This is a genomic window from Hymenobacter mellowenesis (assembly GCF_030581005.1).
GTDB classification, from domain to species: domain Bacteria; phylum Bacteroidota; class Bacteroidia; order Cytophagales; family Hymenobacteraceae; genus Hymenobacter; species Hymenobacter mellowenesis.
The window spans coordinates 37,763-50,641 of record NZ_JAUQSX010000017.1 but is presented as its reverse complement, the minus strand read 5'-3'; the positions used below and the strand labels follow the sequence as shown (position 1 = coordinate 50,641).

Genomic DNA, 12,879 nt, shown 5'->3' with positions numbered 1-12,879 from the left:
CGTTAAGCTCGCAAGATACTTTTTTCGGGCAAGCTGCCGCCGAAATTTTCGCCCAGCGCAGATTTTTCGCCGATATATGGGTTGGCGTGCGTAGCATTGGCAACTGATAGCGCGCCGCGCCGCCACCCCCATCCCCACCGGCCCGGTTTCGCCCCCCTCCCGCTGCCCATGACCCCGTCCGATTTTTCTGTTCTGCTGCTCGCTTGGGACGATGCCGACCCCGGCGTGGCCGTGTTCGGCGGGGCGGCCCTGCCCCCCACCCTGCCCCTGGTCTACCACCTGGCGGCTGAGCAGGCCGTGCTGGCCGTGTTTCCGCACCTGCCCGAGGAAACCGCCGCCAAACCAAGCCCCGAATTTGGCGCGGGCGCCACTTCGCCCGGCGTCTTTCCCCCAGCCAGCTTTCCGGCTGAACACGCCCCCGCGCGCCTTGAATCTGCTGTTGCGAACGACCCCGCAGCCCCGACAGAAACGGCCGCAACGGAAGAAACCGAAGCATCCGAAGAAGCCGCTGCCGAGTCAGCCCTCGCCCGCGATACCGTTGGTATCCGGCGCCTTACCGTGGCGGCCAGCGGCACCGCGCCGGCGTTCACCTCCCTGCTGATTGGGCTGGAAAACCGCACCGCCGCTGCCGGCCCGGCCGATGCACCGGCTGATATGAAAGCCGCCCTACCCGGCCTCAAAGCCCCGGCCGCGCCGGCCATTGCGCTGGCCCGCAGCCAGTGGCCCACCGGCGCCCATGCCCCCCGGAACCTGGGGTGGTCGGCCCCGGCCGCGCCCTACCTGGGGACCACTGCGCCGGGCGGTCCGCCGGTGGTGGTGCCCGTGCCGCCGCTCGTGCCCGCGCCCACCGTGCGCGAAGCCGCCGACCTGGCCCAAGCCGCCCTGAGCTGGCCCGCCGGTTTCAGCCCGCTGGCCGGGCCGGTAGCGGCGCAGCTACTGGCCGCATCCTCGGAGGCTGCGGAAGCTGCAAATGAACCTGAAGCGACCCATGATTCGGAGGCGACTGAAGCCGCTGATGCAACGGAGGGGCCAAATCAGGAACCATTTACGGGACCCCAGCCCGCTGTTTTTGAAGAAACGACGGAGGAAGTTGGCGCGGCCGAAGCCAATGACTTATCGGCTCCCGAAGACGATTTGACGCCGGACGCTCCGGCTGAGCCAGCCCCGGCCGCGGAGGCTCTGCCACTTGCCACAGCGGCCGCTTCGGCGCCAGAAGCAGCGCCGGAACCGGGACGCACGGCGCGCACTCCGTCTTTGGATGGCCTGAACTCGCGCATGATTCAGTACGCCCGGCAGGCGGCGCAGCTGGTGCAGGGCCGCTCCGATTTTGGGGTGATTTATGCGCCCAGCTGGCCGGCGTGGCTGGCCGCGCTCGAAATCCGCAACAGCTCGCGCCGGCCACTCGTGCTGTACGCCGCTAGCCTGGCCGCCGACTTTGCCCGCCCCGCCGAGCGCGGCTGGCTGCTGGAAGTGGAGCGCATGACGCTGCGCCGGGCCCACCTCATCCTGGTGCCCACCGAGCATCTGCGCCAGCGGGTGCGCGCCGCCTACGGCACCGATACCGGCGAAGTGCGCGTGGTGCCCGCCGATGACGAGGCGGCCCTGCGGGCCGTGCTACACGAGCTGGCCGCCGGCTGAGCCGGCAGGTAGAGCTGCTCGATGCTCTGGGCCGTGCGCAGGCGGAGCCCTGATACGGCGCGAGGTGCCGGAGTAGCGGCAAAATGTCAGGCAGGGTAGGCTGGTGTAGCGGGAAGTCGAATGAGACGGTTTTTCTCCGCACCAGCTAGCGCCTTTTGGCCTGTCACCAAAATTCCTATCTCCACCTGGTGCGTGGAATGTCGAAATGACGCGCTACCTATTCAGATAGCCTCCAAGTGCCTGCATATTGTTTACTCCGGGCTGCGCGCGAAAATATCCTTGTTATTGCTAGGTTGTTTTGTTTTGTTATGTTTCGTCTGGACTAATTCATTCATCCACACGAATGAAACACTTCTTCTCGTCTATTTTATTACTTTTTTGCGGGCTGTGCGGCTTGGCGGCCGGAGCGCAGTCGCCGGATGCTCCAGTAGCACCGTCCCACACCCAAAACCCTTGCGGTTCGGCGGAAAGCCTGCGCAACATGCTGGAACCAACAGCGGGACAGTCGCGGCTGGGTTTGCATCAACCGGCGCATTACGCTACGCCTGTCTCCCGATAATGTAAACGGTAGCCTGACTGCCATTTCGTGGAGCATTAGCGCGGGCACCCTCGTATCCGGCCAGGGCACTTCCGTTGCGGAGTTTTTGACGGTGCCGGTTGGCGGAGCCCAGACCGATATAACGGCTACGTTTCAGGACACGGGCTGTGGCGGCAGCGGCAGCACGTTGTATCGCGCCCGGACAGCCAACTCCGGCACCACTTACCTGGACAACAACTACAACTGCGGCACAGCTCCGCAGCGTCCTTTTCCTAATCCGGCGGATAAAGTGGTTTTTTTTACCCAATCTGCAGGGCAGCATTACCATCTACAACAGCCAGGGCCAGCCCGTGGCCCGCCACGCGGCGGCAACCAATGGGCTGGAAACCCTGATGGATATTCAATCCTTGCCGAATGGTTTTTACGCAGTAACGGGGCAAAACCTCGACGGACAGCCCCAACGCTACCTGATTCAAATCCAGCATTAATAGCGACTCCCTACATGAAAACTTACTCCGTAACACTCCTGCTGGCCACTTGCCTGCTAAGTGGGCATGCTGTTTTGGCACAGGGCCCCACCATTGACCCCACCTTTCATTCCGGCGAAATTTTCCAGCCCGGCACGGTGGTGCAGGCGGAGCGCTTGGCCGATGGCAGTACCCTGATGCTCGGCCCGTTCAAGCGCATAGCCCATCGCAGCACCAGCGCGTTGGCGCGGCTGCTGCCCGGCGGCATCCAGCCGGATTCGCTTTTCCAGAACAATGTGATGGGTTTGCAAGGGCCGGTTGACCGGTTCGTGTTGTTGTCCAACGGCAAAATATTACTACTCGATGATATTTATTATGGCTCCTCGTCGTCGTCCGCATCCATCACCGTGGGTGGCGTCACCCGGCAGGCCCTGCTCCAGCTCAACGCCGACGGCACCCCCGATGCCGCCTTCGATGCCCAGCTAAACCCGGCCGCCACCCTGATGCAGGCCCTCCCCCAGCCCGATGGCAAAATCCTGCTTCTGGGCTTTCTGCGGCCGGGCGCCGGGCAAAGCGGGCCGGTACTGGTGCGCCTCAACGCCGATGGCAGCCGCGATGCCAGCTTTCAGCCGCCCGCGTTTCTGAATGCGGCCAGCACGTCCAGCTACCCGACCTTCGGCGCCCTGCAGGCCGATGGCAGGATTTTGCTGACGGGACCTTTTGCGCTGGTCGGCGGGCAGCCGCACCAGGGCGTGGTGCGGCTTCTGCCCACCGGTGCCCTCGACGCTACTTTCCAGGGCCAACTGCCCGCCGATGTGACGGCCTACACCCTGGCCGTGCAGCCCGATGGCAAGGCCGTGCTCACCTGTGGCGGGGGCACCTCGGCTTCCCCGCCCCTGCGGCGCCTGCTGCCCGATGGGTCGGCCGATACCAGCTTCCATTACAGCGGGCCGTTGCTCGGATTCGCAGCTTCGTCGCGGGTTCCGCCCGTCGCTCAGCCCGACGGGAAGATATTGGTAGCCACCACCAGCGCCTTTTCCGGCACCACGGTTTACGGGCACGTACTGCGGTTTTTGCCGACGGGTGCCCTCGACTCCGGGTTCGATAATGCGGGGGCCGCCACCGGCCGGACCAACCAACAAATCGGCTACCCGGGCTCTGTGCAGCTGCTGGCCGGCGGCCAGGTGCTGATTACGGCCGGCCGGGCCGGCTATTCGCTGCTGCGCTATGCGCCGCTCGCCACCAGCCTGCCCGTTGGTATGGCTTTGCTGCAAGCCAATGGCAGCCGCGATGCCTCCTTTGCCCCGCTGGTGCAGGACCTAGGGTCGGTGTTCGATTTGGCGTTGCAGCCCGATGGCAAGCTGCTGGTGGGCGGCAGCTTCTCCGAAATCAACGGCGCAGCCGTGCGCAACGTGGCGCGGCTGGAGGCCAATGGCTTAGTTGATGCATCGTTCGGGGCCGCTGCCGATGATGCCGTGTATGCGCTGGCTTTGCAAACCGATGGCAAGGTGCTGCTCGGCGGCGACTTCGACTATCTGAATTCCGCCAGCCAGCCGGCGTTGGGCCGGGTGCTGAGCACCGGCGCGCGCGATGCCAACTTCAGCCCACCCATCCCGGCCCGCACGCTCGCGGCTAGTTCCTCGGTGCAATATCTAGCGCTGCGCACAACCGGAGAAATTATTGCTGCCGGCACCTTTCGCATTCAGCAAGCCGGCTCGTCGGCTTACCGGGTCATGGCCCAGTTTCTGGCGGCCGATGGGCAGGCAGATGGCAGTTTTCAGACGGCCACACCTGCCCCGAACTTTGTGCAGGGCCTGCTGCTGCAGCCGGGCGGCAAGCTGGTGGTGGTGGGCTCGCTGCCATCGGGCAGCAACGCCAGCATCCCGGTATGGCGGCTACTGCCCACGGGGGCACTCGACCCCAGCTTCACCACGCGCAGCTCGGTCACAGGCGATGCCGGCCTGGCCGTCGCCCAGGATGGCACGGGGCGTCTGTACGTCACCGGCACCTTTGATAACCTGGGAGCACCCGGCAACCACTACATGGCCCGTCTGCTGGCCGATGGCCAGCCCGACCCCAGCTTTCAGGTGACGCTGCCCGGCTTGGTGCCTTTGGCTAACACCATTGCTATTCAGCCCAACGGGCGCGTATTGCTGGGTGGGGAATTGTCTTCCACCGCCAGCGCAAATCCCAACCCCGAAGGCACTCTGCGCCTGCTGCCCACCGGCGCGCCCGATAACAGCTACAACCCAGCCGCCGGGCCCGTGGGCGCGGACGTCCGCACCGGCTACGTCCGCCGTCTCCTCATCCAACCCAACGGCGCTATCCTCGCAGCGGGAGGTTTCCCCCAAGTGGGCAGCCTGCCCTTCAACGGGCTGGTGCGCCTGCTCGACGCCAACATGCTGGCGGTGAACCCGGGCCGCGTGGCACCCGCCACCGCCGCCTGGCCCGTGCCGGCCCACGAGGTGCTGCACCTGGCCCTGGACGCGGCCAGCCGCCCCCGGCAGGTCGAGCTGCTCGACGCCCTGGGCCGCGTGGTGCTCAGCCAGGCCGTGGCCGCGCCGGAGCTGAGCTTGCCCACGGCCGGCCTGGCGCCGGGCGTGTACCTGCTGCGCGTGCGCTACGACGTGGGCGGGGCCGTGGGGCGCCGCGTGGTGCTGGAGTAGCGAGGCAAGGCCCGGCTTTAGGGGGTTGGGCTAACGCAGCGGGCCGTCGAATGCGACGGCCCGCTTTTCTTTGCACCAACCCAACCCATTTTGCCCTCCTAAGCCCCCACCCCGTATGCAGCCCGAACACGAATTTGAAGCCACTTTAGAAGCCGATGGCGACACGGGCGGCGTGTTCGTCGTCATCCCGTTTTCGGTGGCCGAGGTGTATGGCAAGCGCGGCCAACTGCCCGTGCACGTCACCTTCGACGGCTACCCCTACCAGGGGAGCGCCGTGCCCCTCGGCGACGGCCACCACCACGCCCTGCTGCTGCTCAAGCAAATCCGTAAGGCCATCGACAAAACCATCGGCGACACCGTGCGCGTGACCATGCGCCACGACACGGCCGTGCGCAAAATGGAAGCCCCCGCCGACCTGGCCGAGCAGCTCGCCGCCAACCCCAAAGCCGCCGCCTATTTCGACAAGCTGGCCTACACCCACCAGCGCGAGTTTGTGCGCTGGCTGGAAGGTGCCAAGCGCCCCGAAACCCGCGCCAAGCGCTTGGCCGATACGCTGGAGCTGCTGGGGCAGGGCCGCAAGCGCCCGTAGCGGGAAGTATTTACTTGTCCATTATATTGAGACGTCGTGTCGAGCGCAGCCGAGACATCTCGCGTGCAACGGTAATCCAATCGTCAGGATTTACTATTGCACGCGAGATGTCTCGGCTGTGCTCGACACGACGTCCTGTTTTTCAACCCAATCTTTCCCGTTGGTTTCCCACCCAACCTTCTCTCCCATGAAAAAACGCTACCTGCTGCCGCTCCTGTTGCTGCCGCTGCTGGCCAATGCCCAAACCGCCAGCATCGACCGCGTGAACCCCACCAACTGGTGGGTAGGCATGAAAAACCCCAACGTGCAGCTCATCGTGCACGGCCCGGGTGCGGGCACCCTGGCTTACACCGTGAATTACCCGGGCGTGAAGCTGGTGAAAACCAGCACCGTGGAGAATCCTAACTACGCCTTTCTCGACCTCACCATTGCCCCCACCGCCAAGCCCGGCCGGGTGCCGCTAGTGGGCAAAAAGGGCACCCAGACGGTGACACAAAGCTGGGAGATAAAGGCCCGCGACAACTCCCCCAAAGGCCAGGGCGTGACCGCCGCTGACTTCATCTACCTGGCCATGCCCGACCGGTTTGCCAACGGCGACCCGGCCAACGACAAGTTCGCCGATATGCGCGACCCGAACATGGACCGCGCCAACCCTTTCTTCCGCCACGGCGGCGACCTGGCCGGCGCGGCCCAGCGCATCCCCTACCTCAAAGACCTGGGCGTAACGGCCGTGTGGTTTACGCCGGTGCTCGAAAACAACCAGCCGCTCACCAACGAGGGCGGCACCATGCGCGCTTCCTACCACGGCTACGGCTTCACCGACCAGTACAACGTGGACAAGCGTTTCGGCGGCAACGCGGCCTATAAAAGCTACGTGCAGCAGGCCCACGCCGCCGGCCTGAAAGTAGTGCAGGACGCCGTGTACAACCACGTGGGCAACACCCACTGGTTCGTGCAGGACCTGCCCATGAAAAGCTGGCTGCACCAGTGGCCCAGCTACACCAACACCACCTACCGCTACAACCCCATCACCGACCCGCACGCGGCCCAGATAGACCGCAAAATCACGCTCGACGGCTGGTTCGTGCCCTTCCTCCCCGACCTCAACCAGCAAAACTCGTACGTAGCCAACTACCTGATTGAAAACGCCATCTGGTGCGTGGAGAACTTTGGCGTGGATGCCTGGCGCGTCGACACCTACCTGTATAACGACCAGCCGTTTATGAACCGCTGCAACGCGGCGCTGCTGGCCGAGTACCCGCGCATTCACCTCTTCGGCGAGTCGGCAGTGACCAACAGCATCGACCAGGCTTATTACACGCGCAGCAAGATTGATTTTCCCTTCAAATCGAACCAGCCCGGCGCGCTCGATTTCGTGCTCGAAGGCGCCATGTTGGCGGGTTTGAAGGACGTGGGCACGCCCGCCGTGGCTGGCTGGAATGGCGGTGCCCAGCACGTCTATCAGTCGCTGGCCCAGGACGTGGTGTACCAGGACCCAACCAAGCTCGTCACCTTCCTCGACAACCACGACCACAACCGCTTCCTGTCCGAAGTCGGCGACGACCTCGACAAGTACAAGATGGGCCTGACCTGGCTGCTCACCACCCGCGGCATTCCGAGCATGTACTACGGCACCGAAATTCTGATGAAGAACTTCAAGGACCCCACCGATGCCGAGGTGCGCAAGGATTTTCCCGGCGGCTGGGCCGGCGACAAGGAAAACAAGTTTGCCGCCGCCGGCCGCTCGGCCCGCGAAAACGAGGCCTTCGACTTCGTGAAGAAGCTGGCTACCTACCGCCGCGACCACAAGGTGCTGCACACCGGCAAGCTGATGCAGTACCTGCCCGAAAACGGCCTCTACGTGTACTTCCGCTACGATGCCACCGGCACCGTGCTGGTGGCCTCCAACACCACCGACAAAGCCGCCAGCCTGCCCACCGCCCGCTTTTCGGAGCGCATGGCGGGCTTCAACAAAGCCCGCAACGTGCTGACGGGCGAGAGCCTGAACAGCCTGGCCACCCTACAGTTGCCGGCCAAAACGGCCGTGGTGCTGGAGCTGCTCAAGTAGCCATTGTTTCCCGGCGCACCGGTGCTGATTTGACTGGCTTTGGGCGCGATGAGTCTTCTAATCCGACGATGCGATGCATGCTTTTTCGGAGCCAGCCGCTCTCACAGCTTTCTGGGAAAGGCCTGTGCCGCGCTACTTTTTATGACCACTGCCCTCAGCCGTACCCAGACGCGCATTTTTGGCGCCTTAGTTATCATGGCCGCAGTGTTTCTGCTGAAAGGCCGCATCTGCCAGTGGCTGCTGGGGCACGGACTCTATACCGCCTATGTGCTGCTGGGCGTCGAATACGGCGTCGACTATCCAGTGCGGGTGAGTAGTGCGGTAATGGACGGCTTGTTTCTATTTGAGCTGATTAATTTCTCGCTGGGCGTGGTGCTTATCAATTCGCTTGAGCAGGCCCAGGGGCCACTGCCCCGGGTGGTCGGGGTGCTCACCTATTTCATTGTGGCCATTTACGTGGTGGCGGTGGCCGTTTCTTTTTTGCCGGCCTTGCTGCCCGGGGGCATCATTGGATAGCCCTTCTCCAAGCAGCCCGCCACACATTTTTTCCTCTATCATTCATTCCCCTCATGTCATTAAAGGCAACTTCTGCTTGGAGCTTGATTTTCCTTATTGGCCCCGTGGCCCACGGCTATGCGCAGGAGGAATACCCCAGCGCAAAGTGCGCGGCGGCGCAACACGTGAAAGCCATTTTCCAGTACGATGTGGACGCCAACCCGGGCGTGGCGCGGCCCACCCGGCGGCTGATTGGGAGCGATTTTTATGACCGCGCCGGCCAACACACGCAGTGGCAACAATACGATGGCCCCGATTCGGCGCAGTATTCGACCCGCACGTTTACGTACGACAGCAAAGGGCACGTGATAAAAATGGTGGACTTATCGGCCGACAAGACCGATGGCACCATCGATTCGGTCAGGACCGATGCCAACGGGTTTGCGACGTATCGGCGCATGGCCCGTCCCTCGGGGCAGGTGCTGATGGAGGCTTTTCTCGCCACGGAGCTCAACCAGCGCCAGCAGCCCGTTAAGTCAACGGTATTCAACAAGCAGAAGCAATTGCAGGGCTACACGCTCTACACCTACAACACCGCCAACCAGCCCGTGCGGGAAGCGAGCTACTCTGCCCAAAACGAGCTGGCGCAGCAGCACACGTCCAGCTACTACCCCACGGGCACACTCAAGACCACAGCCGATATCAGAGGCACCCAGGACACGCTGCTCATCAACCGCTTCACGCCCAATGGCTTGCTAGCGGAAGAAATCCATTTCAGCCAGGAAGCAAAACGCGGCACCGTTGACCACAAAATTGTGCGGAAATACGATGCGCAGCAGCGGGAAATCGAAGAGCTTACGTACTCCGACGCTTTCCTGCCCAACAGCGCGCTGGCGGTGTCGCGCCGCGAGGTGAGCGAGTACGGGACCTCCTGCCTGAAAACCAAGACGCTGATTTACACCACCGCCCCGTTTTCCAAGCAGGAAAAATTGCAGGTGGTTTTTGTCTACCGATACACCTATTATCAGTAGCCCTTGCCACACGCCCGCTGCCCAAGCCGCTGTGGTGCCAGGGCAGCTGCGGCAGCCAAGTTTGCAATGGCCATAGCGCCGTCCCCAACGCCGGCCGCTGTCTCAACGAAGCGACGACTGCGGCCGGCGGCAACTAGTTTAAGTAGGTCGATAAGCGGCAACGGCCTCACAGTTTCCGCTGCCGCCTACGGCCGGCCCAGGCGTACGCGGAACGTGGCGCCCTGGCCGGGCTGGCTAGCCACGCTGATGCTGCCGCCGTGGGCCTGCACAATGCGGTTGACGAGGTAGAGGCCCACGCCCGAGCCCGACGTGTGGGTGTGCAGCCGCCGGAACAAGTGAAACAGCTCGTCGCCGTGCTTCTCCGCATCGAAACCCAGCCCGTTGTCCTGCACCACCAGCACGGGCTGCCCCTCCTCAACCCACACCGAAACGTGAATGCGGGCCGGCCTGGCCGGGTCGGCGTACTTGAGCGAATTGCTGAGCAGGTTGAGCAGGATGGTGCGCAGGTTGGCCCGAGCGAAAGCCACCGTGGGCCGGGCCGCAAAATCGACCGTGATGCGGGCCCGAGCGGCCCGTACCTGGGGTTCGAGCGTGTTCACCACTTCCTCCATGAGGTCGACCAGCGGCACTTCTTCCGATAGCGAGGCTTCGCTGATTTGCTGGGCCTGCCCGAGGGCGGCCAGGTCGTCGATGGTGAGACCGAGCTGCTGCAGGGCGTCCTGAATCAGGGGCACGAGCAGTTCCTGCTCGGCCGGGTCGAGGAAGGTGACGCTGCGGCGCAACTCCTCAAACAGGCCCGCGAGGTTGTTGACGGGCTGCTTGAGGTCGTGGCTGGCGGCGTACACGAAGTTGTCAAGGTCCTGGTTGGTGCGCGTCAGGCGCTCGTTGGCTTGCTTCAGCTCGGTGATGTCGATGGCCGAGCCCACGTAGCCGTACAGGTCGCCGTTGGGGTAGAAGCTGGGCGCGCCCTGGGCCAGCAGCCAGCGGTACTGGCCGTCGTGGCGGCGCATGCGGTGCTCCAGCACGTAAGGGGCGCGGGTTCGGATGGCGGCTTCCAGCGTAGTCTGGGCCCGTTGCCATTCTTCCGGGGTCATGTACGCCGCCCAGCCCGTGGTCACGTACTGCTCCAGGCTCACGCCCACAAAGTCCAGAAAGGCTTGGTTGGCGTAGCGAATGGTGCCGTCCGGATTCACGGCCCACACCTGGTTGGGCGCAACATCGGCCAGAATACGGAAGCGAGCTTCGCTTTCCTGCAGGGCGGCCGTGCGCTCCTGCACCCGGGTTTCCAGCTCCTGGTTCAGCCGCTCCACTTGCTGGCGGGCCCGCACCGCGTCGGTCACGTCGTAGGAGAAATCGAGCACGCCGGTTACCTGCCCCTGGGCGTCGTGCAGGGCCAGAAAAAAGCAGTCGTAGTAGGCCTGTTCCAGCTGGCCGGTGCGCTGAAAATCGACCTGCAGCGGAAACCCGGTGGCCTTGAAGGACTCGCCGGTGCGGTACACCCGTTCGAGAATGTCGAGCACGCCGTGCTCGGCCAGCTCGGGCCACACCGCCCGCATGGGCTGGCCCAGCAGCTCGCGCCCGTTGGCCGCGCGCCGGTAGCTGGGGTTGACGAACGCAACCACTTGGTCGGGGCCCTCGTGCACGGCCACCTGGGCGGGCAGTTGCATCAGCATTTCGTAAAACCGCTGGCGCTGAATTTCGGCCTCGGCGCGGGCGGCTTTTTCGGCGGCCTGGGCTTCGCGCAGGGCCACTTCCACGGGCGAGCGGGGCTGGTCGGCGGTGTCGGTGAAGCTCACCCACAGGCCGTCGCCGGCGCGGCGGGCGGCCAGGCGGTAGTAGTTGTCGTAGCCGTCGAGCTGGTAGTTGATGTTGTATTCGCGCGGCTCGCCGCTCACGTAGGCATCCACGTGGAAGCCGAACGTGCCCTGCTGGCGGCTGTGGGGCCACTGTTGGTTGTGCGTCAGGGTGGGCACCTCGGGCATGCGCATCATGCGCTGGGCCGCCGGGTTGAGGTAGACGAAGGTGAAATCGACAATCTCGCCCGAGCCGGCCGGGTCATAAATCGGCTTATAGTAGATGATGCCCGTCATCGAAACGGCTAGCAGGTCGCCCAGCACGTTTTCGGCATCAAGAGCTCGGAGAGGCGGCGGAACCGGCGTGGGGGGCATAGAACGAAGCAGGCGCGGGGGAAAAAGGGCGTGCCGCCGGTGCACGAAAAAGCGTTGTAGCGCGAAGTTAGGCTTTACAGAACGCTCTTGGCCGCGCTTTTCCAGATAATGAGCAATAGCTGATTATTCCTCCGCTTTGCCCCCGACCAGTGGCACGCAGCACCCACCAAAAGTAGCTCGTCGGGGAAGACATCTGACCTTTTCCACGCTTCGTCAACTTTGGTTAGCAAACCAGTTTGTTGAACTCCATGCGAAATATGAAAGATACCCAGGTACGCCAGCTCATACGGGGAGCCGTTCAAGTAAAGGGTTTCGCTGCATCGATGCTGATGGCTAGTTTCACGGCATGAAACGGCCGGTTGTTTGCGTTGTCGTCAGTCTTTGCCTAGCCAGCTGCGCGCCTGCGGTCCCGTCGCAGACGCCTGCCCTGACGGGCCGGTGGGAGCAAATGGGCGTGCGCACCGTCACTTACGACCCGGCCGGGCGCCTGTTAGCAGACCGGTACGAGGAGAACGTACCAGGCAGCGTTTGGCTGGAGTTGACCGCTGCCGGCACTGTCTACCTCTGGGACCAGGGCTTGGCCAAGCCCACTGCCACCGCGTACACCTACCGGGCCGATACGCTGCACTTCCACGACCAAACCCGAGGCGAAACCCGCCACCCGGTGCTTGTCTTGGGCCCTCACCGCCTGGTCTACCAAACGCATGAGGAAACGGATTCCGGCACGGAAGACCGCACCTTCACGTACCGCCGATAACCGGCTGTGCCTCGCCGCAGGTGCTGTGCAACCAAACAGCCAAACCAGCCAGTTGACGGCTACTTTAGGGACTATGAATTTATTCTTTCCGTTGATTGCAGTGGCGGCACTCCTTGGCGCGGGCCTGCGGTGGCGAACCGGGGCCGCGCGCCACGTCCTGATTGGCGCGTATTCCTATGACATTGCCCTCAAAACGGAGCGTTATCCCGGCGATAGACCCGACGATACGTATTTCGTCGTCACGGGCATCCGCTCCCACCGGGCGTAGTGCGCCGGAATGCGGCTCTTGGTCACCCACCAAGGGGTGGTGCTGAGCAAGAGAAAATACGCCGTTGACGGGTCGCATTTGCTGTTGATGGAACGGCTCCATAATCCCCGAGGGATTCAAGGCGAAGGAGTTCCCGATTCGGTGGTGCGCACCTTCTCCCCAGACCGCACCGGTAAGCTGCAACTCATAGCCTA

General features: G+C 63.6%; 10 protein-coding genes. 9 read left to right on the top strand and 1 reads right to left on the bottom strand.

The window, feature by feature from the left end; genetic code table 11:
- Positions 1-168: 168 nt before the first annotated feature.
- The 7 genes from Q5H92_RS23955 to Q5H92_RS23930 all read left to right on the top strand — a co-directional run bounded on the left by Q5H92_RS23955 (position 169) and on the right by Q5H92_RS23930 (position 9,492).
- Positions 169-1,638, top strand: a complete 1,470-nt coding sequence (locus tag Q5H92_RS23955; protein WP_305014107.1) for a glycosyltransferase family 4 protein — start codon at positions 169-171, stop codon at positions 1,636-1,638.
- A 705-nt stretch (positions 1,639-2,343) separates the two neighbouring features.
- Positions 2,344-2,664 carry a T9SS type A sorting domain-containing protein gene (locus tag Q5H92_RS26790; protein ID WP_501991719.1) on the top strand — a complete coding sequence of 107 codons (321 nt, stop codon included), beginning with the start codon at positions 2,344-2,346 and terminating at the stop codon, positions 2,662-2,664.
- Between the two features lie 14 nt (positions 2,665-2,678).
- A complete protein-coding gene (locus tag Q5H92_RS23950; protein ID WP_305014106.1) occupies positions 2,679-5,309 on the top strand; it encodes a T9SS type A sorting domain-containing protein in 2,631 nt (876 codons plus the stop codon).
- A 115-nt stretch (positions 5,310-5,424) separates the two neighbouring features.
- Complete coding sequence (locus Q5H92_RS23945) at positions 5,425-5,898, top strand: YdeI/OmpD-associated family protein (RefSeq protein ID WP_305014105.1); 474 nt, start codon at positions 5,425-5,427, stop codon at positions 5,896-5,898.
- A gap of 187 nt (positions 5,899-6,085) precedes the next feature.
- A complete protein-coding gene (locus Q5H92_RS23940) occupies positions 6,086-7,966 on the top strand; it encodes an alpha-amylase family glycosyl hydrolase (protein WP_305014104.1) in 1,881 nt (626 codons plus the stop codon).
- Positions 7,967-8,107: 141 nt separating this feature from the next.
- A complete protein-coding gene (locus tag Q5H92_RS23935; RefSeq protein WP_305014103.1) occupies positions 8,108-8,482 on the top strand; it encodes a hypothetical protein in 375 nt (124 codons plus the stop codon).
- Between the two features lie 83 nt (positions 8,483-8,565).
- Positions 8,566-9,492: a hypothetical protein gene (locus tag Q5H92_RS23930; protein WP_305014102.1), complete on the top strand. Its 927-nt coding sequence runs from the start codon at positions 8,566-8,568 to the stop codon at positions 9,490-9,492.
- 185 nt (positions 9,493-9,677) lie between these two features.
- Here the strand turns inward: Q5H92_RS23930 and Q5H92_RS23925 are convergent, their stop codons facing one another.
- On the bottom strand, positions 9,678-11,660 hold the full coding sequence (locus Q5H92_RS23925) for a sensor histidine kinase (RefSeq protein WP_305014101.1): 1,983 nt from the start codon (positions 11,658-11,660) through the stop codon (positions 9,678-9,680).
- A gap of 454 nt (positions 11,661-12,114) precedes the next feature.
- Between Q5H92_RS23925 and Q5H92_RS23920 the strand changes: the two genes are divergently transcribed.
- Positions 12,115-12,417, top strand: a complete 303-nt coding sequence (locus tag Q5H92_RS23920) for a hypothetical protein (RefSeq protein WP_305014100.1) — start codon at positions 12,115-12,117, stop codon at positions 12,415-12,417.
- Positions 12,418-12,490: 73 nt separating this feature from the next.
- Positions 12,491-12,685, top strand: a complete 195-nt coding sequence (locus tag Q5H92_RS23915; RefSeq protein ID WP_305014099.1) for a hypothetical protein — start codon at positions 12,491-12,493, stop codon at positions 12,683-12,685.
- Positions 12,686-12,879 lie beyond the last annotated feature (194 nt).

Coding starts and splice junctions, on each gene's coding strand:
- Q5H92_RS23955 (WP_305014107.1), top strand. CDS start 169: ATGACCCCGTCCGATTTTTCTGTTCTGCTGCTCGCTTGGGACGATGCC.
- Q5H92_RS23950 (WP_305014106.1), top strand. CDS start 2,679: ATGAAAACTTACTCCGTAACACTCCTGCTGGCCACTTGCCTGCTAAGT.
- Q5H92_RS23945 (WP_305014105.1), top strand. CDS start 5,425: ATGCAGCCCGAACACGAATTTGAAGCCACTTTAGAAGCCGATGGCGAC.
- Q5H92_RS23940 (WP_305014104.1), top strand. CDS start 6,086: ATGAAAAAACGCTACCTGCTGCCGCTCCTGTTGCTGCCGCTGCTGGCC.
- Q5H92_RS23935 (WP_305014103.1), top strand. CDS start 8,108: ATGACCACTGCCCTCAGCCGTACCCAGACGCGCATTTTTGGCGCCTTA.
- Q5H92_RS23925 (WP_305014101.1), bottom strand. CDS start 11,660: ATGCCCCCCACGCCGGTTCCGCCGCCTCTCCGAGCTCTTGATGCCGAA.
- Q5H92_RS23915 (WP_305014099.1), top strand. CDS start 12,491: ATGAATTTATTCTTTCCGTTGATTGCAGTGGCGGCACTCCTTGGCGCG.